At 60.9% G+C, this 19,711-nt stretch carries 21 protein-coding genes and 1 tRNA gene; 13 read left to right on the top strand and 9 right to left on the bottom strand.

The window, feature by feature from the left end:
- Positions 1-702: a RadC family protein gene (gene radC, locus OU694_RS08550; protein WP_308910562.1), complete on the top strand. Its 702-nt coding sequence runs from the start codon at positions 1-3 to the stop codon at positions 700-702.
- Positions 702-1,154 carry an NUDIX domain-containing protein gene (locus OU694_RS08545; RefSeq protein WP_308910561.1) on the top strand — a complete coding sequence of 151 codons (453 nt, stop codon included), beginning with the start codon at positions 702-704 and terminating at the stop codon, positions 1,152-1,154. Before radC ends, OU694_RS08545 begins: the two co-directional genes overlap by 1 nt.
- Here OU694_RS08545 and OU694_RS08540 read toward each other — a convergent pair.
- Positions 1,144-2,427, bottom strand: a complete 1,284-nt coding sequence (locus tag OU694_RS08540; RefSeq protein WP_308910560.1) for an amidohydrolase family protein — start codon at positions 2,425-2,427, stop codon at positions 1,144-1,146. The two genes, OU694_RS08545 and OU694_RS08540, sit on opposite strands and share 11 nt — an antisense overlap.
- 142 nt (positions 2,428-2,569) lie before the next feature.
- On the opposite strand from OU694_RS08540, the gene purB reads away from it, so the two are divergent.
- Positions 2,570-3,871, top strand: coding sequence for an adenylosuccinate lyase (purB, locus tag OU694_RS08535; RefSeq protein ID WP_289503016.1), 1,302 nt, complete (start codon positions 2,570-2,572; stop codon positions 3,869-3,871).
- Positions 3,872-3,906: 35 nt separating this feature from the next.
- On the opposite strand, the gene OU694_RS08530 is transcribed toward purB, so the two are convergent.
- Positions 3,907-4,251: a carboxymuconolactone decarboxylase family protein gene (locus tag OU694_RS08530; protein WP_308910559.1), complete on the bottom strand. Its 345-nt coding sequence runs from the start codon at positions 4,249-4,251 to the stop codon at positions 3,907-3,909.
- Positions 4,252-4,399: 148 nt separating this feature from the next.
- Here OU694_RS08530 and OU694_RS08525 point away from each other — a divergent pair, with 148 nt between their 5' ends.
- The 4 genes from OU694_RS08525 (at position 4,400) to OU694_RS08510 (ending at position 7,193) form a co-directional block, all read left to right on the top strand.
- On the top strand, positions 4,400-4,918 hold the full coding sequence (locus OU694_RS08525; protein WP_308910558.1) for a GGDEF domain-containing protein: 519 nt from the start codon (positions 4,400-4,402) through the stop codon (positions 4,916-4,918).
- Between the two features lie 4 nt (positions 4,919-4,922).
- On the top strand, positions 4,923-5,672 hold the full coding sequence (locus OU694_RS08520) for a competence/damage-inducible protein A (protein WP_308910557.1): 750 nt from the start codon (positions 4,923-4,925) through the stop codon (positions 5,670-5,672).
- Between the two features lie 303 nt (positions 5,673-5,975).
- Positions 5,976-6,530: a PAS domain-containing protein gene (locus tag OU694_RS08515; protein ID WP_308910556.1), complete on the top strand. Its 555-nt coding sequence runs from the start codon at positions 5,976-5,978 to the stop codon at positions 6,528-6,530.
- A gap of 75 nt (positions 6,531-6,605) precedes the next feature.
- Positions 6,606-7,193 carry a PAS domain-containing protein gene (locus OU694_RS08510; protein ID WP_308910555.1) on the top strand — a complete coding sequence of 196 codons (588 nt, stop codon included), beginning with the start codon at positions 6,606-6,608 and terminating at the stop codon, positions 7,191-7,193.
- 45 nt (positions 7,194-7,238) lie between these two features.
- Here OU694_RS08510 and purU read toward each other — a convergent pair whose 3' ends face one another.
- Positions 7,239-8,099 (bottom strand): formyltetrahydrofolate deformylase, encoded by an 861-nt coding sequence (purU, locus tag OU694_RS08505; protein WP_308910554.1) that lies wholly within the window; start codon positions 8,097-8,099, stop codon positions 7,239-7,241.
- Positions 8,100-8,265: 166 nt separating this feature from the next.
- Between purU and OU694_RS08500 the strand changes: the two genes are divergently transcribed.
- The 4 genes from OU694_RS08500 (at position 8,266) to OU694_RS08485 (ending at position 11,275) form a co-directional block, all read left to right on the top strand.
- Positions 8,266-8,352: transfer RNA gene (locus OU694_RS08500), tRNA-Leu, on the top strand.
- A 323-nt stretch (positions 8,353-8,675) separates the two neighbouring features.
- Positions 8,676-9,824: a zinc-binding dehydrogenase gene (locus OU694_RS08495; protein ID WP_308910553.1), complete on the top strand. Its 1,149-nt coding sequence runs from the start codon at positions 8,676-8,678 to the stop codon at positions 9,822-9,824.
- Entirely contained in the window at positions 9,787-10,629 is an 843-nt protein-coding gene (locus OU694_RS08490; RefSeq protein ID WP_308910552.1) for an alpha/beta fold hydrolase, read from the top strand. The genes OU694_RS08495 and OU694_RS08490 overlap by 38 nt, the downstream gene beginning before the upstream one ends.
- A 10-nt stretch (positions 10,630-10,639) precedes the next feature.
- Positions 10,640-11,275 carry a hypothetical protein gene (locus OU694_RS08485; protein ID WP_308910551.1) on the top strand — a complete coding sequence of 212 codons (636 nt, stop codon included), beginning with the start codon at positions 10,640-10,642 and terminating at the stop codon, positions 11,273-11,275.
- A 3-nt stretch (positions 11,276-11,278) separates the two neighbouring features.
- On the opposite strand, the gene OU694_RS08480 is transcribed toward OU694_RS08485, so the two are convergent.
- From OU694_RS08480 to OU694_RS08455, 6 genes are read right to left on the bottom strand one after another with little or no spacing between them, the layout of a single operon-like run.
- Positions 11,279-11,650: a hypothetical protein gene (locus OU694_RS08480; RefSeq protein ID WP_308910550.1), complete on the bottom strand. Its 372-nt coding sequence runs from the start codon at positions 11,648-11,650 to the stop codon at positions 11,279-11,281.
- A 10-nt stretch (positions 11,651-11,660) separates the two neighbouring features.
- Entirely contained in the window at positions 11,661-12,713 is a 1,053-nt protein-coding gene (locus OU694_RS08475; RefSeq protein WP_308910549.1) for a saccharopine dehydrogenase family protein, read from the bottom strand.
- A gap of 18 nt (positions 12,714-12,731) precedes the next feature.
- Positions 12,732-13,541: an SDR family NAD(P)-dependent oxidoreductase gene (locus OU694_RS08470; protein ID WP_308910548.1), complete on the bottom strand. Its 810-nt coding sequence runs from the start codon at positions 13,539-13,541 to the stop codon at positions 12,732-12,734.
- Positions 13,542-13,552: 11 nt separating this feature from the next.
- Entirely contained in the window at positions 13,553-14,407 is an 855-nt protein-coding gene (locus OU694_RS08465) for a phytanoyl-CoA dioxygenase family protein (RefSeq protein WP_308910547.1), read from the bottom strand.
- 22 nt (positions 14,408-14,429) lie between these two features.
- Positions 14,430-14,906 carry a 2,4'-dihydroxyacetophenone dioxygenase family protein gene (locus tag OU694_RS08460; RefSeq protein ID WP_373460282.1) on the bottom strand — a complete coding sequence of 159 codons (477 nt, stop codon included), beginning with the start codon at positions 14,904-14,906 and terminating at the stop codon, positions 14,430-14,432.
- A complete protein-coding gene (locus tag OU694_RS08455; protein ID WP_308910545.1) occupies positions 14,906-16,567 on the bottom strand; it encodes a long-chain-fatty-acid--CoA ligase in 1,662 nt (553 codons plus the stop codon). Before OU694_RS08455 ends, OU694_RS08460 begins: the two co-directional genes overlap by 1 nt.
- 119 nt (positions 16,568-16,686) lie before the next feature.
- Here OU694_RS08455 and OU694_RS08450 point away from each other — a divergent pair, with 119 nt between their 5' ends.
- Positions 16,687-17,745, top strand: coding sequence for an AraC family transcriptional regulator (locus OU694_RS08450; RefSeq protein ID WP_308910544.1), 1,059 nt, complete (start codon positions 16,687-16,689; stop codon positions 17,743-17,745).
- 115 nt (positions 17,746-17,860) lie between these two features.
- Complete coding sequence (locus tag OU694_RS08445) at positions 17,861-19,705, top strand: DUF3604 domain-containing protein (RefSeq protein ID WP_308910543.1); 1,845 nt, start codon at positions 17,861-17,863, stop codon at positions 19,703-19,705.
- Positions 19,706-19,711 lie beyond the last annotated feature (6 nt).

Raw genomic sequence — 19,711 nt, 5'->3', positions numbered from 1 at the left:
ATGACGGATCAGCTCTTCCCCGAAACGCCTGTCAAGGATCATACCGCCGGGCACCGCCAGCGCCTGCGCGAGCGGTTCCTGAAGGCAGGTCCGGACGGGGTAGCTGACTATGAACTCCTTGAACTTCTGCTGTTTCTGGCAATCCCGCGCCGCGATGTGAAGCCGATGGCGAAAGGCCTGATCACCCGTTTCGGCTCGCTCGGTCGCCTGCTTGCCGCTGATGCTGGTGCCTTGCGTGCGGCGGGCCTTTCCGATGCAATGGCCGCGACGCTCCTGACTGTGAAGGCGGCGGCCCTTCATATGGCGAAGGAACAGGTGACAGCCCGACCGGTGCTGTCAAACTGGCAGGCGCTTCTCGATTATCTGCGGCTCGATATGGCCGATGACACGCGGGAACGTTTCCGCGTGCTGTTCCTTGACCGCAAGAATGTGCTCGTCGCGGACGAGGTGCAAGGCGAGGGCACCGTGGACCAGACGCCGGTCTACCCGCGCGAGGTGGTGCGGCGGGCGCTGGAGCTTGGCGCATCCGCGCTGATCCTTGTCCACAATCACCCGTCGGGCGACACGACGCCTTCGCGTGCCGATATCGCCATGACGAAGGAAGTGTCGGATGCCTGCAGCAAGCTTGGCATCGCGGTGCATGATCACCTGATCATTGGCCTAAAAGGTCACACCAGCTTCAAGTCCGAGGGGCTGATCTGATGGTGCTGAAGTCGCTTGTGGTTCGCCAGCTGGGCCGACGCTTCCCGCATCTGATGGCAGCGCGCCTGCCGGTCACCGTGAAGGCGGTGATCGTGTCTTCCGACCGGCGGGTGCTGGTCTTGAAGAAAACCGGTGGGGCCCACGACCTGCCCGGCGGCAAGGTGGATGCGGGGGAAACGATCGAGGAAGCCCTGTGCCGCGAGGTTATGGAAGAAACCGGCCTCAAGCTCGGCCCCATCGAGATGGTGACCTCATGGGTGAAGACGCACCATGTGAACGGCAACCGGCTTTTCATCGTTTTCAGGAGCGATTTCGAAAACAAGTCGGCCAAGGCGAAAATCCAGCTTTCCGACGAGCATGAATGGGGTGGCTTCGTGCATATCCATGAAGCCATGAATCTGCAATTCAGCTTGGGCCAATGCCGGGCGGTGCTGGAAGCGCTTACTCGCTAGCGTGGCGCTCGGCGATGAGGGCGAGTTCGCTGTCGATCCGTTCGCGGCTGTACCAGCGCCCGGCTGCCATCACGCCCGAAAGCCGGGTCATCGCCATGGCGTCGCTGCGCGGGTCGACGTCCACAAGGATGAGGTCAGCCCGGCAGGTTGCTTTCACCACGCCGAAGCAATCCTGATCCTTGAAATAGGCGGCAGGCACGGTAAGTGCTGCTTCCAGAATTTGCGCATCTGTCATGCCCGCATGTCGCATGGCCTCAATCTCCCGCACGATCGAAAAGCCGGGGACAGAGAAGATTTGCGGCGCATCGGAGCCAAGCGCGATCTTCACCCCGCCGTCCGCAAAGGCCTTGAGGAGCCGGTCGCGGTTCGGGGCGATCTGGGCGTTGGCGGCAAGCGCGATCTGGTCAACGGTCGCGCCCCATGCTTTCACTAGATCGGGTCGCATATAGCGGTTTTCGGGGCGTGCCAGCAGGGCTTCCTTGTCACCGCCGGAGCGCAAGAGGTTGAACAGCGCCTGCGTCGGCACAATCACGGTGCCGGATTGTAGCGTCACCTTCACGGCCTCTGCGAGTTCATCGTCGGTCAGCACGTGGTCTTGCCCGCCGAGCCAGAAGATATAACCGTCCATATGGTCAATGGAGGACTGCCCGGCCGCCAGCGCGTTCAGGATACCCACATCCTGTGGCACATGGCCGCCAAGACGGATGCCTTTCTCTTTCGCCGCCTCGGCGACCGCCTGATATTCGGCAAGGCTGAGCCCCGGATGGATTTTCAGAAGGTCCCAGCCCTCGTCGGCATAGGCTGCCACCTTTTCGCGGCCTTCATCAGCGCTGCGTACGCTGTCACCGTTCAGGCTCGGGGCTGCGAGATAGAAGGTAGGGCCGGCAATATCGCCGCGCTTGATGGCGTCGCGTACATTGAACTGTTCGGGGGCGCCGAGCATGCCACGTACCGTGGTGACGCCGCCGGCGAGATACAGGAACAGCGTTTCCTGCGTTTCGGTTTCTTCCGCACCGCCGCGCGGCAGGTGGGCATGCATCTCCGTCAGCCCCGGCATCAGCCATTTGCCGCTGCCATCGATCCGGCGGACGCCAGCAGGAACGGCAATGTTGGGGCCTACAGCGACGATCCTGTCGTTTTTGATGAGCACCTTGGTGCCCTCGGGTGCGGCCTCGATGGGGGAGATCAGCACATTCGCCTTTTCGATCAGATAATCGTCAGCCTGGGCGATGCTCGAGAAGGCGAGAAGGGCGGCAAGCAATGAACGGCGCATCGATGTCTCCTTAAATCTGCAGGCGGCATGCTCGGACCGCAGGGCGCGCCTGTCAAGCGGCAGCCTTGCCGAATGGCCCGGTTTCTGGTATCGCACGCGGCGAAACGCTTTCCCCGCCTGAAATCTGTGAAGGAGCCCGCCGATGATCCCGCGCTATACCCGCCCGCAAATGGCTGCAATCTGGGAACCGGAGGCCCGCTTCCGTATCTGGTTCGAGATCGAGGCCCATGCGTGCGACGCGCAGGCGAAGCTCGGTGTCATTCCCGCTTCTGCTGCCAAGGCCGTGTGGGAGCGCGGTGCGTGGGAAATCGACCGCATCGACGAGATCGAGCGCGAAGTGAAGCACGACGTGATCGCTTTTCTCACGAACCTTGCCGAACATGTGGGCGACGAAGCCCGCTTCGTGCATCAGGGCATGACCTCGTCGGACGTGCTCGACACCTGCTTCAATATTCAGCTCGTTCGCGCCGCTGACCTTATCATCGAAGACCTCGACAAGCTTCTCGTTGTGCTGAAGCGCCGTGCATACGAGCACAAGGACACGATCTGCATCGGCCGCAGCCACGGCATTCATGCCGAGCCCGTGACCTTCGGCCTCAAGCTCGCGCAGGCCTATGCCGAGTTCGATCGTTGCCGCACCCGTATGATCAACGCCCGCGAGGAAGTCGCGACCTGTGCGATCTCGGGCGCTGTCGGCACCTTCGCCAACATTGATCCGCGCGTGGAAGAGCATGTGGCCGAGGCGCTTGGCCTGAAGCCCGAGCCGGTGTCGACGCAGGTGATCCCGCGTGACCGCCATGCCATGTATTTCGCCACACTCGCGGTTGTGGCTTCGTGCATCGAGCGGCTGTCGGTAGAAGTGCGTCATCTGCAGCGCACCGAGGTTCTGGAAGCCGAGGAATATTTCTCGGCCGGCCAGAAGGGCTCGTCGGCCATGCCGCACAAACGCAACCCGATCCTCACTGAAAACCTGACGGGCCAAGCCCGCCTCATCCGCGCCTTCGCCATCCCGGCGATGGAAAACGTCGCGCTCTGGCACGAGCGCGATATCAGCCACTCGTCCGTCGAGCGCAACATCGGCCCCGACGCCACCGTCGCCCTCGATTTCTCGCTGGCGCGTCTGACGAACGTGATGGACAACCTCGTCGTCTATCCCGAAAACATGCTCGATAACATGAACAAGCTCGGCGGCCTGCCGAACAGCCAGCGCGTGCTGCTCGCACTGACGCAAGCCGGTGTGAGCCGCGAGGACAGCTACCGCCTCGTGCAGCGCAACGCCATGAAAGTCTGGGAATCGAAAGGTGCCGTCCACCTTCTTGATCTTCTGAAGGAAGACGAAACCGTCACCGCGAAAGTCCCTGTTGCCGAGCTCGAGGAGCTTTTCAACATGGACTATCACACCAAGCATGTGGACACGATCTTCCGCCGCGTCTTCGGCGCGTGATCCGCTAGATATTCCGGATTGCGGTGGGCCGGTGATCAGCCCGCCGCAAATTCGTCATAGGCCCTCAGGGCATCTGCCGCATACATCATGGCAGGTCCGCCGCCCATCTGGACGGCCACGCCCAGCACTTCGGCCACTTCCTTGCGGCTGGCGCCAAGCTTGACAAGCGCCTTGGCATGGAAGCCGATGCAGCCATCGCAGTGGGTGGCCACGCCGATGGCCAGCGCAATCATTTCCTTGGTTTTCTTTTCGACCTCGCCGTCACCGAAGGCGGCGGTGTTCATGGCCATGAAAGCTTCGGAAAGGGCGGGGGTCTCCTTCCGGATTTCCTTCATATAGGTGAGGATGTCGCCGGTGATGTCCTTGTAGGCTTTGGTCATTGCCGTTTCTCCTGTTTGATCCTGCCGACATCAGACCATGCCGCACGATTGATCGCAATTGACGAAATGTCGCAGGAAATCTCTTGCGCGGCTGTTGCCTTGCGGGAATCCTGTCGCAGGGGCCGGAAGCCAGAAGGGGCAGGGGTTTATGTCGGTAGGCAGGGATACGATGGTTCGGGATAGTCTGACCGGGCTCAGGAATATGTTGTCGTTCGAGGATCTGGCTGAAGTGATGTTCGCAAATCTGCAGCGCCGCGCACGCCAGGCGGTGTTCGCGCGGATCGAGATCGCGAACCTGAAAGCCGTCAGGGCAACGGAAGGCGACGAGGCGGCCGATACGCTGGTGCGCGCCGTCGCCTCGATCCTTGCCCTTCACACGAGGGCGAGCGACGTGGTAGCACGGGTATCGGACGGCGCCTTCGCCCTTCTGATGACGGATATGGACCCGAGCTTCGTGAATACCTATTTTGCCCACCTGATGACGCGCCTTGAAGCGGCGGAGGTGAGCACACCGAACGGCGTGGTGCGCGCCGTGCTCAATGCCGGGGTCAGCGTGTCGAGGGAGGGCAGTGTTGAAGACAGGCTTGCCCACGCGCATGAACTGGCAACAGATGCCCGCCATATGGGCCCCGGCAAGCATCAGATTGAAATGGTTGTAACGGAATGAATATATGAGCCAGCAGGTCCTTGCCGCCCTTGTCATCATCGGGGATGAAATCCTTTCCGGCCGCACGCAGGACAGCAATCTTGCCTATCTTGCCAAGTGGCTGAACGAGATCGGCATCCAGCTTGGCGAGGTGCGGGTCGTTTCCGATGTGACGGCAGATATCGTGGCGGCGGTGAATGCGCTGCGGGCCCGGTTCGACTATGTCTTCACCACGGGCGGCATCGGGCCGACGCACGACGATATCACGGCAGAAAGTGTGGCAGCGGCCTTCGGCCTGCCGGTGATCAAGCATCCTGAGGCCTATGCCCGGTTGCTTGCCCATTACGGCGCCGAGAAATTCACCGAAGCCCGCCAGCGCATGACCCGCGTGCCGGAAGGCGCCACGCTCATCGACAATCCCGTCTCCATCGCGCCGGGCTTCCAGATTGGCAATGTGTTCGTGATGGCCGGTGTGCCGCTGATCATGCAGGCGATGCTCGAAGGCATCCGCCCGCGCCTGAAGGGCGGCCACAAGATCATCAGCCGCACGGTGACGATCTTCACGGCGGAAAGCGCGCTTGCCGATCCCCTGTCGCGCATCCAGGAGGCCCATCCGGCGGTGTCGATCGGCAGCTATCCCTTCTTCTCAAACACCGGTGGCGGTGCCCAGATTGTGGCACGTGGGCCGGATGCGGTGCAGATCGACGCGGTGATCGCGGCCCTCATCTCTTACTGCGAGGGGCAAGGGCTGCGGTTCGAGGAAGTCACCGCCTGACCCCGGTTGCCTAAACCGACGTTATAGGCGACTGCGAATCTCTTTCATCTTCAGATCCTGATGCCTGGGGGGCAGGACTCGAGCTTGCCTTGTGTCAGCGGCGCTGACTTTTGATCTCGTAAGTCATTTAACCCAAAGCGAATGTCAGATTGTCACACGTTAACGATAAATCCGGCTTGCTGAGCCGGAGAACGGCCCATAGCATTCTTGTCAGCTGAGACAGCCACAAGGCGCCGGCATCAGGCAGTGAAGGACAGGGCGGGCAACCGGTCCTAATTGTTTTGAGGCATTGGTATGGATTTGATGGCTTACGAAGCAGAGCGCGCGCGGTTATCCGACATTGACGAGCAGAATGCGCTTCTGTGGTTCCGCAACGTGCTGGAAACCCGGCCGGTGTCACCACGTCATTCCTCGCTACAGGCGATTCTCGCGCATTATCGGGCATTGCAGGGAGAACAGGGCGGCATGCCGCACAGGTCCGCCATGCGCCCGGCCGCGATGAAGGCACACTTGCCCTATATTTTCTGGATGGAAATCCTGACCGACGATCTGTCGAAGCCGGAAAGCATCCGGCCCGGCGATCTGCGCTTCCGGGTTTTCGGGTCGCAGCTCGCGGAAATGGTTGGCATGGAAATGACCGGCAGGTCACTTGCCGATGCCCCGTTTGAAAAATCGAAGGAACTTGCCGTGCTTGGCGTCAAGGTCGCGGCCGAGATGCGCGATGTGATCCGGGTGAAGGGACCGTTCCTGGTGCGTGACACCATGCCCATGTATCTGGAGGCGCTCTTGATGCCCTTTGCTGACGACGAAGGTCGTCCGCGCTTCCTGTTGGGCGAAGCCCACGACGTAACACATTGACGAGAGAGACGCCGTTGGTTATCGCTGCCCGCAGGGGAACGGGCCGCGCTGTGGCCGATGGGGAACAAGGATTGCATGACTGAAAGAGCTTATGGCGAGGAACGGGCGCGTATCAACGACAAGCCCGAGATTGCCGATGACGACCAGATCCGAATGGATGTGGATGCGATGCAGATCGGGCTGGAGCATCCAAGCCTTCTGAAATTGCTGGCGCAGTATGAAGAAGCCTGTGCGGAAGCAGGCGGTTTGCCGCCGCGCACAGCCATGAGCCCGGCCAGGCTGAAGGATCATCTGCTGCATCTGATGTGGATGGAAATCCAGGGCGGCGATATCACCGACCCGCGCAGCCTGGGGGCGGAAAACTATTATATCCGTGTGTTCGGCTCGGCATTGGCCGAGCTTTACGGCTGGGAAGCAAGCGGCGGCACGATGGCGGACGGGCCATACCCGAACCGCATCCGGGAATCGACCATCATCCATAATTATGTGGTGGAAAAGGCAAAGCCGATGCGCGTGGCCGGCCCGCTTTTTATCCGCGATGGTTCGGCGGTTTATGTGGAAGCCCTGTTCCTGCCCTTCCTGGATGGCAGCGGTGAGCCGCGCTTCATGCTGTGCGAAATCCGGGACATCACCCGACAGACGCGCCGCACGTTCATGCCCTGAGGCTTGTGGGCCAAGGCGGGCGAGGCAATGACCTCGCCGCACACCTTACTGATCGCGGAAAATCACCGTGCGTTTGCCATTCAGGAGCACGCGGTGCTGCAGGTGCAGCTTCACGGCTTCGGCGAGCGTGACCCGCTCGACGTCGCGGCCGACCGAGACGAGATCATCGGGCGTCAGCGAATGGCTGACGCGCGCCACATTCTGTTCGATGATCGGGCCTTCATCGAGGTCCGCCGTCACATAATGCGCGGTGGCGCCGATGATCTTCACGCCCTTGTCGTAGGCCTGATGATAGGGCTTGGCGCCCTTGAAGCTCGGCAGGAAGCTGTGGTGGATATTGATCACCCGGCCGGCCAGCTTGCGGCAGGTGTCATCCGACAGCACCTGCATGTAACGGGCAAGGACGATGAGGTCGATCTTCTCGTCCTCCACCAGCGCCAGAAGCTTCTCCTCCTGCGCGGCCTTCGTTTCCTTCGTCACGGGCATATGGATGAACGGCACATTATAGCTCGCCGTCAGCTGGTAGGCATCCATATGGTTCGACACCACGGCCGGCACATCCATAAAAAGGTCGCCCCGCTTGCGACGATAGAGGAGATCCATCAGGCAGTGATCGAACCGCGACACGAGGATCAGCACCCGTGCCGGCTTTTTCGCGTCATGCAACGCCCAGTCCATGCCGAACTTTTCGGCGTGCGGCGCGATGGTGGCGCGCAGGCCATCTTCCGTCACCTCGTCCTTGAGGGGTGCGAAGGCTATGCGCATGAAGAAGCGGCCCGAAATCTCGTCACCAAACTGGTGGCTTGATGTGATGGTGCAACCGCACTCTGCCAGCACGCCTGAAATCTCGGCCACGAGGCCGGGCTGGTCGGGGCAGGAAAGGGTGAGGATATAGGCGCGGGTCACGGGGAGGGCTTCTTTCTTGAAAAGGCTTCGAAAATCGCGCCGAGTTTGGCCTCGCACGGGGCTCAAGGCAACCCAAAAGAAGTGCAGGCAGCGGTTTAGATAAATTGACGTTTGCGGCAAGCGCATCCCGCCCCTATAACGCGAGATACCGATCTGCCACCCACGGGCCCGCTTGGCGAAACTGGTAGACGCAAGAGACTTAAAATCTCTCGATGGCAACATCGTGCCGGTTCGATTCCGGCAGCGGGCACCAATGACTTTAAGTTATTGATTTTATTTGATAATTTTTGAGTTTTTACAAACTCGAAGACTCGAGCATGTCTGGCGCCTTCCGGATCGATAGTATCAGCTTGGTCCAGAAACAGGTAGTTTCTACATAGAGGACGAGGCAGGAACCTGTTGAGGTCGGGCCGCCGGACATGACGCGAGCATTTCGATAAGGCCTTGGCGCTCTTTACATCATAACGCGCTTCTGGGCCAACCTGTCCCCGCCAGTCAAAAGCGTGACCCCAAATGGCAAATGCTTTCGGTGCTGCAGCGATTATCCTCAGACCCTGCCTGATGGGGAGAGTGGGTATGAAGGCGGTTGTTTGCCAGAACGGGAAATTGACGGTCGAGACCATGGCCGATCCTGTGCCACAGCAGGGGCAACTTCTGCTCCGGGTCGAGCGCTGCGGCATTTGCGGGTCCGATCTGCACGCGCGGCAGGATTGCGGTCACTGGGCAGATCTGGTGCGGCGGGCAGGCTACAACAATTTCATGCGACCGGATGACCGGGTCGTGTTCGGTCATGAATTCTGCGGTGAGGTGCTGGAAGCCGGGGGTGGCGTATCGCGCGGTTTTCGTGCCGGTACACGGGTCGTCGCCATGCCGGTGATGCGGCACGGGGCAGAAATTGACATGATTGGTTTTTCGCCGCGCACGAACGGTGCCTATGCCGAACGCTTATGTGTTGACGCCTCGCTGGCGTTCCCTGTGCCGAACGGCCTTTCTGCCGATCTGGCGGCGCTGACCGAACCGATGGCGGTAGGCTGGCACGCCATTCGCCGTTCGGAGATCAAGGCGAAGGATGTGGCGATTGTCGTCGGTTGCGGCCCCATCGGGCTCGCCGTGATATGCGGCCTCAAGGCGCGCGGTGTGAAGACGGTCATCGCCAGCGATTTCTCGCCCGGCCGGCGCAAATTGGCCGAGGCCTGCGGCGCCGATATCGTGATCGATCCTGCGCAAGGATCCCCCTATGCGGACTGGCGTTCCTACGGGTTTGTCGGCGAATTGCAGGGCCTGTTCGAGCTTGCATTCGACACGCGAGAAGTGCTCGGCAAGCTGCCATTGCCATGGTGGCATGTCTGGCGGATCGCTGAAGCATTGGGCGCCGCACCCAAGCGGCCGGTGATCTTCGAATGCGTCGGCGTGCCGGGCGTGTTGAATTCGATCATCGAGGGTGCGCCTCTCTTCTCGCGGATCATTGTGGTCGGAGTCTGCATGCAAAGCGACACGATCGAGCCTTCGATGGGCATCCACAAGGAAATCGACCTCCGCTTTGTGCTCGGCTATTCGCCGGTCGAATTCCGTGACGTGCTCCATATGATCGCCGTTGGTCGGCTCGATCCTTCACCGCTCGTCACCGGTACGGTGGGACTTGACGGCGTCGCCGGCGCGTTTGACGCGCTGAAGGACCCGGAGAAACATGCCAAGATTCTTGTGGACCCCGGCCATGCGGGCTGAGGTCGTCAGGGTTCCGGTCGGTGACCTGCATCTGAGCGTACATGTGGCGGGCGAAGGGCCAGATGTTCTGCTTGTGCATGGCTTTCCTGATACCGGTCATGTGTGGCGGTATCAGGTGCCGGCGCTGGTTGCAGCTGGCTACCGGGTGATCGTGCCCGACACGCGCGGCTGCGGCGAAAGCGACATGCCACGCGGGGTTGCCGCATACGGGCTGGATCGCCTGACTGCTGATCTGGTTACCATTCTCGATCACTTCCGCATTGCCAAGGTACGGCTGGTCGGCCACGACTGGGGCGCGGTGCAGGCGTGGGCGCTCGCGCTCGCCCATCCTGAGCGGGTGGACCGACTGGTCGCCATGTCTGTCGGTCATCCAGCTGCTTATGCAGGGGCTGGTCTCGGGCAGAAACTGAAGGGCTGGTATATCCTGTTCCTGCAGCTCGGGCCGGTGGCTGCTGCGCTCATGAAGGCGTTCAACTGGAAGTTCTTCCGCATGCTGACAGCCTGCCCGGAAGAGATGCCGGCTTGGCGGGCAACGCTATCCCGCCCGGGGCGCCTGCTTGCCGGAATCAACTACTACCGGGCGAACCTTGGCCTGATCCTGCCCCGCAAATGGCTGCGTGCCACGGTGCCTGTTCACGGCATCTATTCGACAGGAGATCGCTTCCTGACCGAAGGCCAGATGCGTGCGACAGCCGACTATACGGATGCAGGCTTCACCTTCGACCGGATCGAAGGCGCCAATCACTGGCTTCAGCTTGACGCGCCCGAGGCCGTCAATGCTTTGCTGATCAAATATCTCGCATAGGACCCAGCCGATGAGCTTTTACCTGATCCTCGCTGCTGCCACTGCCCTTGTCATAGTCCTGATCCACCGCCAGCAGGAGCCGCGCCGCCCGTTGAAAGAAGACGAGATCATGCGGTTTCGTGCACTTGCAGAAAGAGTGGTGCCGGACGTCGATCCGGTCGCGAAGGCTGACTTTCTGAAGCAGCTCGACCATTTCATGGCGGCAGATGACGGGCGCGATATTTATATGCTCAACCTGCTGCGCTTTCATGATGCGGTCACGCCGGGCGAGGGCATTGATCCCGTCATTGCCGAAACGCCCGCGAAGGCCAATGCCCATTATGAAAAGCATGTCATGCCGATTGCCCTGAAGCGAGGTTGTTTCGCTGTATTCGCGGGTTCGGCAGGGGAAGCCAATGTGATGGGTACGGAGCCTGCGGCAGGGCGGTACGACCGGGTGATTGTGATGCATTACCCGAGCCGCCGTCATTTCCTGAAGCTTGTCACAGACCCGGCCTACAAGCCGCTTGCGCCTTACAAGCTTCTTTCGATGCATGTCGATCTGGTGCCGTTGAAACGCGATATCGTGGTGCCGGACTTCCGCACGCTCGGCACCGGCCTCGCCCTTATTGCCTTCTTTGCGATCGCGTGGCTGCATGCCCTTTGAACGTCAGTGAGTCCTGAGATAACGCCAGAAGAGGATGGCATAGACGAGATCGCCAAGCACCAGCATCGGGAAAGGCAGGTTGGTGAGCCCTTCCAGAAGGGCTGCCCAGGCGATGATGACGGTGCCAAGCTTGCCGACAATGCCGGCAAGGATATAGGGCCGGTAAGTCACCGGGTCGCGGGCGATCATGAAATACATCCAGCCGAACAGCACGATGGCGAAGCCGACAAAGCGCTCGAAAACGCCGTAGGTGGGCGCTGGCGCCATGCCGAGGAGTCGTCCGGCCAGCTCTCCATTGACAAGGAAGGGCAGCCCTGCAGCGAAATTGAAGAGCGCGCCGGAGCCGAAAAGAAGCCTGGCCTGCGGGTTCGACATGGTTTTCTCCCTAGCTGAGAATGATTCTGCCGGACCCTGGCAGGCTTTCGACAAGGCGGGGGCCATAAAGCCCAGCAGGTGTTTGGTATCCGGCGCGTTGCGGCGTTTCGGCGATCACTCGGCCTGCCATGGCAAGCGCGCCGTCGATGGTGAGCTGATAGCCGTTCGCTGTCTCGATCCGGGCAGTGCGTATTTCGCCGGCTGCATTCCGCGCTTCACCCCAGACGGCTGTGCGGAGCTTTTTGCGGGCTTCTTCGTCCGGCCCTTTCACATGGCGGTCAACCAGCCCCTTGAGCCAGCGCTGAATGCCGGGTCGCCCGAACAGTCGTGCAAGGCCGCTTGTCGCCCGCATCATCAGGGCTATCGGCTTCGGGTTTGCAATGAAGGTCGTGATGTTCGAAATGCCGGTCGTATGGAAGGCGGTCGACACATCGCCCCACGGGATCGACATGGCGTATTTGGCGCCGTAGCCGAAGTCGATCACGCGGCGGAAGGCTGCCGACGGGACGGTGAGGATCTTGCCCGCCCGGCGGGCCTTGCCCCCGTCGGGCAAGCCTTCGATCATCGTTTTCGTGGTGCCAGGGCTCAGGCCGCTTGCCGTGTCGAACCCGAGCGCAAGATCGGTCGCATCGGGCAGGGCAGCCTTGAGCGCGGCGGCAACACAATCCGTCGGGATAACATCAAAGCCCACGCCGGGGCAGAGTATGACCCCGGCGCTTCGAGCGTCAGCATCGCGGCTGCGGGCATGCTCGAAGACCGCAATCTCGCCCGTAATATCCAGATAGTGCGCCTTCACCTGGAGGCAGGCATCTATCATCGGGGCGGCGGTTGCAGAAAACGGACCGGCACAATTAAGCACCAGATGAATGCCGGAAAGCGCCTTGAGTGTGGCGGCCGTGTCGGCGAGATCGAAAATCCGAGCTTCAAGGCCGAGGCCCGATGCGATTGCCTCGACGGACGCACTGCGCCCGGCAAGTACAGGCTTCATGCCGGCCTTGGCGGCAGTTTCCGCGATCAGCCTGCCGGAATATCCGGTGGCGCCATAGATCAGCCAGGACTTCATCTTTCTCCCCCCTGTTTCCTATCTGGGCGATATGCCCAGCCGCGTGAGTATCTTCGGATAGGAATTGGGGAAAAGTCGAGAGAGCCAGTGAATGGTGCGCGCGCGCGAGCCCGTGAGGATGCGGTTGCGCCCCTTGGCAACGCCGTCCAGAATCTGGCGGGCGCACACTTCAGGCGGTGTCACCAGCAGCTTTTTCGTCATGCTGGTCATGGCTGCCTCGAGCGGGCCATTCACTGCGGAAACCCGTGCTCCCCGGTCTATCCCTGTGCGGATACCGCCGGGATGTACGGAAACAGCTCGGACCCCGGTGCCTGCAAGTTCTGCCCAAAGACTTTCCGTAATGGCGCGCACGCCAAACTTGGAAACGCAGTAAGGCCCTTGCGTGGCAAAGCCGATGAGGCCGAAGATGCTGGAAACATTGACTATGCAGCCTTCCCCCCGCGCGAGCATGCCCGGCAGGAAAGCCTTGACGCCATAGATGACGCTCCAGAGGTTGACATCGACCTGCCAGCGGATCTCGTCAAGCGACAGATGCTCCCACGTGCCGAATATGGTGGCCCCAGCATTGTTGAAAAGATAATCCGCGGGGCCCTGGTCGGCGGTCACCTTCTCGGCGAACGCAGCCACTGCGTCTGCCGAGGTAACGTCGAGCCGATAGTGTTTCACCACAGCGTCCTGTGGCATCAGGTTGCAGGTCTTCCTGAGCCCAGCTTCGTTGATGTCCGCCAAGGCAAGGCGCGCACCCCGCCACGCAAGGTCAATGGCGAGGGCCCGACCGATGCCGGACGCGGCCCCGGTGACCACGGCAAGTTTGTTTTCAAAGGTCATGCGGGCGCGCCTCATGCAACCGGGAAAATGTCGGGGAAGTCGCTGAAGCGCTGCCCTTCTTTCCAGGCCTTGCCGAAATGCTCCAGCACGCTCGGCACCATGTTGGGGCGCTTGCGGAAGGAGACCTTGTCGTCGCCATAGATCACGGCGAAGGCACGACGGGCATCTGCCCTGTTTTCACCTGCCGCCGCGTGGTGCAGGACATGATAGTTGAAGACGACGACGTCACCGGGTTCCACTGCATGGCCGATGATATCGAACGAGCCACGACTGGCCTCGATGTTCGGAACTGGCGGGTTCACTTCCGTCGCCCGTGCCGTATAGTCGAAGCCCGAGTTTTTCGTGTGGTCCTTGTTTTCCTCGAAAACGGTGGCTTCCGTGGTGCCGTATTCGACGTTCCACAAGTGCGAGCCCCGCACCACCTCGATCGTCGTTTCGCGCGGGACATGGTCTACCGGCATCCAGACACGGATAAGACCCATGCCATCGAAGCAGCCGTAGGGCGTGTCCTGGTGCCACGGCGTTTCGGCGACGATGCCCTTACCCTTGTAGAAGATCTGGTCAAACACCCATCGCATTTCGACATCGTCGTGCAGGGCGCGCGCAATGGCGGCAGTGCCCGATTCCAGGGCAACGCGGCGGAGCTTCTCGTTGAACACGGAAGGCATCTGGTCGACATACAGGAGAAGCTCGCCCTTATCGACGATGCTCGCATAGGGGCCGGGTGCCGTGCGCAATTCCTCGATCCCGTCACGGGCGGCATCCACCCATTCCGGGGCGATGATCTGGCGCAGGCAGACAACACCGTCCTGTTTGAAAAGGGCCTTCTCTTCCGCCGTAACGGCGCGGAGCAGTATATTACTCATATTCTTCCCCTCCCCAGGCGGCTCAGCCGTCGAAGCTCGTCACATCGACGGGCGTCAGATTGTGTTCCTTGCAATAGTCGAGATAGCGGGCGACGGCCGTGCGCCAGTTTTCCTTGGCGAGCATCGTGTCGTTCGCGTCGCAGTAAATGAGGTCGCCGACATTGATGTTGAAGGTGATGATTTCGTCGCCGTAGCCGCTCACGCCAATCGGGGTGTGGCTCGAGGCCGCGGTTTCAAACACGACACTGCCGGGAGTGGCCACCCAGTCATGTTCCTTGTATTTCCATGCGCCCTTGACCGTATAGACGATCACTGTGCCCGAGTGATGGTGCTTCGGCAGCTCCATATCCACCGGCGCCTTCAGGAAGGAAATGAATTCGCCGCGCACCGGGTCAGCCTTGAGGAGCTTGATCAGCACTTCGGGGCTATAGGGCACATAGGGTGTCCAAGGCAGGGTTTCCGGGTCGATCACGCCGGTATCGATGGTTTCGAATTTCATCATGGCTCTTTCCTTTCCTGATGGGTTTCAGCGCTGTCGCGCAGGTCACGAATGATGGCGCGCAGTGCCACCTTATTGAGCTTGCCCGTGGCCGTGTGAGGCAGTCTTTCAAGGACGATGACCTCATCCGGCATCCACCAGCGGGCGATCTTTCCGGTCAGCCAGCGGGTCATGTCGTCGGCGGTTGGCGCCTTGTCGTTTCTCGGGACTATGGCGAGGAGCGGGCGTTCGTCCCACTTGGGGTGCGGCACGCCGATTACCGCCGCTTCGGCGACATCGGGATGCCCGACAGCGATATTCTCGATGTCGATTGAACTGATCCATTCGCCGCCGGACTTGATGACATCCTTGGCGCGGTCGGTGATCTGCATGAAGCCGGCTTCATCGATGGTGGCGACGTCGCCGGTCGGGAACCATCCGCCCCCATCCAGCGGGCGTTCGTCCTCGCGACGGAAATAGGCGCGGGCCACTGCGGGGCCGCGTACGACAAGGTTGCCGGAGGCGGTGCCATTGCGCGGCATTTCGGCGCCGGCATCATCCACGATGCGCATTTCAACGCCGAAGGGGACACGGCCCTGCTTGAGTTTCAGGCGGATCGTATCAGCATCAGCGAGACCCGTTTCCTCGGTGCGCGGGGCAGAGGCCGTGCCAAGCGGTGACAGTTCCGTCATGCCCCAAAGATGCAGGAGGCGGATGCCATGATCGCGTTCAAATTTTTCGATCATCACACGGGGAACGGCGGAACCGCCGACAGCGACACGTTTCAGGTCGGGCAGGCTGAGCCCCTTGGCTTCCATATAGTTCAGAAGGCCAAGCCACACGGTCGGCACTCCGGCCGAGAAAGTGACGCCTTCATCCCGCATCAGGCGGTACAGGCTCGGGGCATCAAGATGCGGGCCGGGCATTACAAGACTGGCGCCCGCCATCGGGGCTGCGAAGGTCAGCCCCCAGGCATTGGCGTGATACATGGGCACGACAGGCAGCACCACGTCGCTCGCCTTGAGGCCGAAGCAATCGCCGAAATTGGCCATCATCGCGTGGAGAACAGTAGAGCGATGGGAGTAGAGCACACCTTTCGGGTGCCCCGTGGTGCCGGATGTGTAGCAAAGCCCGGCTGCCGCTTCCTCGCCAACTTCGACCCAGCCGAACTTGGTGTCGGTCCCCATCAGCCAGTCATCAAGGGCGATGAAGCCGTTTTCGCTCGCCTCGGCATCAATGACGACAACGGCTTCCACACTCTGAAGCTGCGGGCGGAGGCGTGCGACAAGCGGGATGAAGCTTGTGTCGATGAACAGGATGCGGTCTTCCGCGTGATTGGCGATGTAGGCGATCTGTTCGTCAAACAGACGCGGATTGATCGTATGGCAGACGGCGCCCGCACCCATGATGCCGTACCAGAGTGCGATATGGATATCGGTGTTGGATGCGAGCGTTCCGACACGGTCGCCGGGCCGGATATCGGCCGCGACCAGACGTTCGGCGATCCGACGGGCGAGGGCGCCGATACGGGCGTAGCTCGTGCGGCGAACATCCCCTTCAACAGGCCGCGTAGCCACCGCGCGACTGCCGTGCTCCCGCACTGCATGATCGATGATCCGGGTCACCGTCAGGGGCCAATGCTGCATCAGGCCGCGTACTGGCGATTGATCGCTCAGAATCATGTCCACTCCTTCTCCATACCTTTTCCCCAAACGGAGCCTATCTCTCGTTGCCTCGATAAGACTTGACATTTCGTGACATACGATTTGCACTAGGGGCCACTAGGGAAGGGGAAATCGTCATGGGCCAGCTGCTGTCGGGTCCGGCGCCATCGCACAAGGACATCCGTGCCTCGGGTGGGTTGGCGCGCGCGGCCGCCATATCGGGATATGTCGAGCTTCTGCGCGACCTCGGGAAATCACCTGAAATGATCCTTGCCCGGCACGGGCTGAGCGTTGACGTGCTGGCCAACCCGGAAAGCATGATCCCGCTAGCCCTTGCAGAGATACTGATGCGTGAAGCAGCGGAAGAAACTGGTTGCGCGCATTTCAGCCTGTTGCTGGGTGAGCGGCAGGACCCGGCATCACTTGGCGTCCTGTTGTTGATGATGCAGGAATGCGCAACGCTCGGCGATGCCCTGCAGGCTTTGAGAAGCCATCTGCATATCCATAATCTCGGGGCTGATATCGAGATTTATGAAGAAAATGGTGTGGCGGAACTGGAATATTCGCTGTGGGTGCTCGACCCCGCCGAGATCCGGCATGGCGCCATACTGGCGCTGACGCTCGGGGCCAAGATCGTCCGGTCGCTTTGCGGTCCGGACTGGACACCGATCGAAGTGCATTTTGCCTGTGCCAAGCCGGACGACACCCGGCCCTATCTTCGCTACTTCGGAACACCGGTCTATTTTGGCCAGTCCCGGTCTTCGCTTTTTTTCAATGCACGGTGGCTCAACCAGCCTCTCGGGACAGCGAAAGCGCACTATCGGCAGATCGTGAGCGAATTTCTTGAACAGCGCAGTCAGCTGACGGCGCCGGATTGGAGCAACCAGGTGCGTCGCCTTATCCGTACGCTCCTGCCGTTCGGCAATGCGAACATCGCCCATGTGGCGCAGGTTTATGGCATCAGCCGCCGCACACTCCATCGCAACCTTGCTGAAATCGGGGTGACTTTCGAAAGCCTCCTCAACGACGTGCGGTTTGAACTGGTGGAGCAATTGATGCAACGCCCGGACATGAGCCTTTCCGAAATCGCCGGCATGGCAGGTTATAGTGACCTCAGCGCCTTTTCGCGCGCCTGCAAGCGGCATTACGGAATGGCGCCGCGCGACAAGCGGGCCGAGCTTCTTGGAGAAGGGTGACCCCAAAAGTCAGGTGTGTGGCACAAAATGTCAAATGGCGTGTAGTTGTGGCTGGTAGCCTGACGTTTGAGGGGCCGGCCGGGAGGGCCGGACAAACCGATGGAGGGATAGTCCGATGAGCATGAAACGCAGAGCGTTGCTGCGCACCCTGATGATGGCCACCATGATTACGGGCAGCGCTGGCATGTCGTCCGCCGATGATGGGGAAACGCAGCTTTTGTGGGGGGATACCCACCTGCACACGTCCCGTTCATTCGATGCGTTTCTCTTCGGCAATATCAACGCCACGCCTGACGTGGCCTATCGGTTCGCCAAGGGGCTGCCCGTGGTGCATCCGGGTTCTGGTGCACGGGTACAGCTTGACCGCCCGCTCGATTTTCTGGTCGTTGCTGACCACGCCGAACTGCAGGACGTGCCCAAAGGGCTGATACACGGCGATGAACGTCTGACCGGAACCGAGGCGGGCCAGCATCTTTCACAAATGATGCAGGAGGGACGCCACCAGGAAGCCTTCCGCGAAATCGTGGCCGCCATGAACAAGGGCGAGCGCGAAGTCGTCGGAGCCCTTGCCAGCGCGGAAATGCGCAAGGGCAGCTGGCTTGAAGTGGTGGATGCTGCTGAGGCACATAATGAGCCCGGCACATTCACGGCTTTCTCGGGCTGGGAATGGTCCTCCACGCCCGATGGTGCCAACCTGCACCGGGTCGTCTTCACCTCGTCCGACGCGGACACCGCACGCAAATTTGTGCCCTTCAGTGCTATCGACAGTGTGAAGCCGGAAGCGCTGTGGGCCTGGCTCGAGGCCACCAAAGCGGCGACAGGGGCGGACTTCATCGCCATTCCTCACAATTCGAACATTTCCAAAGGGCTGATGTTCGATAGTGTGGATAGTGAGGGCCGCCCGATCACGGCTGAATATGCCCGCACCCGTGCGAAATGGGAGCCGGTGGCGGAAGTCACGCAAATCAAGGGCGACAGTGAAACCCACCCCGACCTGTCGCCGACGGATGAATTCGCCGATTTTGAATATTTCAAATTCCTTCTGGATACCCGCGGCGCCAATGGCATTCCGGCCACGAACCTGCCGGGCGACTATCTGCGATCAGCCCTTGGCCGGGGGATGGAGATCGAAGCGGTGGTGGGGGTTAACCCCTACAAGCTCGGCATGGTGGGCTCCACCGATGCGCATACCGGTCTTTCCACTGCTGACGAAGACAATTTCCAGGGCAAGGCGGTGATCGACAGTATCACGAGCCGCAAGGGTAACCCCTTCGCCGGCCAGAATTTCCTGACGGGCTGGGATATGTCGGCCTCCGGGCTTGCGGCTGTATGGGCGAGCGAGAACAGTCGCGAGGCCATCGCCGCAGCCTTCAAGCGCAAGGAAGTTTATGCCACGACCGGTACGCGCATCGCGCTGCGGATGTTTGCCGGCTTCGATTTCCGCGCCGCTGATGCCCGCGCCCGCAATCTTGCGGCTACGGGCTACAAGAAAGGCGTACCGATGGGCGGTGACCTGACGGCCGCGCCGAAGGGCAAGCCCGTCACGCTGTTGCTGCAGGCCGTGAAGGATCCGCGCGGCGCCAATCTGGACCGTCTGCAAGTTATCAAGGGCTGGCTCGGCAAGGACGGCAAAGCGCATGAGAAGGTTTTCGATGTGGCTTGGTCCGACGGGCGTAAAAAGGGTGCTGACGGCAAATTGCCGCCGGTTGGCAACACGGTCGATATGGCCACAGCGCGTTATGACAACAGGATCGGCGCCACCGAATTTGCCGCTGTCTGGTCCGATCCGGAGTTCGATCCGGAAACCCGCGCATTCTATTATGTTCGGGTGATCGAAATTCCGACGCCGCGGCACACGCTTTACGACACGATTGCGCTCAATGTGCCGCCGGAAACGTCCGGTCATCCAGCGACGATCCAGGAACGGGCCTATTCGTCGCCCGTCTGGTACACGCCCTGAGGCCGC

Source organism: Pseudokordiimonas caeni (assembly GCF_026719705.1).
Lineage (GTDB): Bacteria > Pseudomonadota > Alphaproteobacteria > Sphingomonadales > Kordiimonadaceae > Gimibacter > Gimibacter caeni.
The sequence above is the reverse complement of the archived record's forward strand: the minus strand, read 5'-3'. Positions and strand labels throughout refer to the sequence as shown.

Bases quoted from the DNA above. Each gene is read 5' to 3' on its own strand.
- radC (WP_308910562.1), top strand. From the start codon at position 1: ATGACGGATCAGCTCTTCCCCGAAACGCCTGTCAAGGATCATACCGCC.
- OU694_RS08545 (WP_308910561.1), top strand. From the start codon at position 702: ATGGTGCTGAAGTCGCTTGTGGTTCGCCAGCTGGGCCGACGCTTCCCG.
- OU694_RS08540 (WP_308910560.1), bottom strand. From the start codon at position 2,427: ATGCGCCGTTCATTGCTTGCCGCCCTTCTCGCCTTCTCGAGCATCGCC.
- purB (WP_289503016.1), top strand. From the start codon at position 2,570: ATGATCCCGCGCTATACCCGCCCGCAAATGGCTGCAATCTGGGAACCG.
- OU694_RS08530 (WP_308910559.1), bottom strand. From the start codon at position 4,251: ATGACCAAAGCCTACAAGGACATCACCGGCGACATCCTCACCTATATG.
- OU694_RS08525 (WP_308910558.1), top strand. From the start codon at position 4,400: ATGTCGGTAGGCAGGGATACGATGGTTCGGGATAGTCTGACCGGGCTC.
- OU694_RS08520 (WP_308910557.1), top strand. From the start codon at position 4,923: ATGAGCCAGCAGGTCCTTGCCGCCCTTGTCATCATCGGGGATGAAATC.
- OU694_RS08515 (WP_308910556.1), top strand. From the start codon at position 5,976: ATGGCTTACGAAGCAGAGCGCGCGCGGTTATCCGACATTGACGAGCAG.
- OU694_RS08510 (WP_308910555.1), top strand. From the start codon at position 6,606: ATGACTGAAAGAGCTTATGGCGAGGAACGGGCGCGTATCAACGACAAG.
- OU694_RS08495 (WP_308910553.1), top strand. From the start codon at position 8,676: ATGAAGGCGGTTGTTTGCCAGAACGGGAAATTGACGGTCGAGACCATG.
- OU694_RS08490 (WP_308910552.1), top strand. From the start codon at position 9,787: ATGCCAAGATTCTTGTGGACCCCGGCCATGCGGGCTGAGGTCGTCAGG.
- OU694_RS08485 (WP_308910551.1), top strand. From the start codon at position 10,640: ATGAGCTTTTACCTGATCCTCGCTGCTGCCACTGCCCTTGTCATAGTC.
- OU694_RS08480 (WP_308910550.1), bottom strand. From the start codon at position 11,650: ATGTCGAACCCGCAGGCCAGGCTTCTTTTCGGCTCCGGCGCGCTCTTC.
- OU694_RS08475 (WP_308910549.1), bottom strand. From the start codon at position 12,713: ATGAAGTCCTGGCTGATCTATGGCGCCACCGGATATTCCGGCAGGCTG.
- OU694_RS08470 (WP_308910548.1), bottom strand. From the start codon at position 13,541: ATGACCTTTGAAAACAAACTTGCCGTGGTCACCGGGGCCGCGTCCGGC.
- OU694_RS08465 (WP_308910547.1), bottom strand. From the start codon at position 14,407: ATGAGTAATATACTGCTCCGCGCCGTTACGGCGGAAGAGAAGGCCCTT.
- OU694_RS08460 (WP_373460282.1), bottom strand. From the start codon at position 14,906: ATGAAATTCGAAACCATCGATACCGGCGTGATCGACCCGGAAACCCTG.
- OU694_RS08455 (WP_308910545.1), bottom strand. From the start codon at position 16,567: ATGATTCTGAGCGATCAATCGCCAGTACGCGGCCTGATGCAGCATTGG.
- OU694_RS08450 (WP_308910544.1), top strand. From the start codon at position 16,687: ATGGGCCAGCTGCTGTCGGGTCCGGCGCCATCGCACAAGGACATCCGT.
- OU694_RS08445 (WP_308910543.1), top strand. From the start codon at position 17,861: ATGAGCATGAAACGCAGAGCGTTGCTGCGCACCCTGATGATGGCCACC.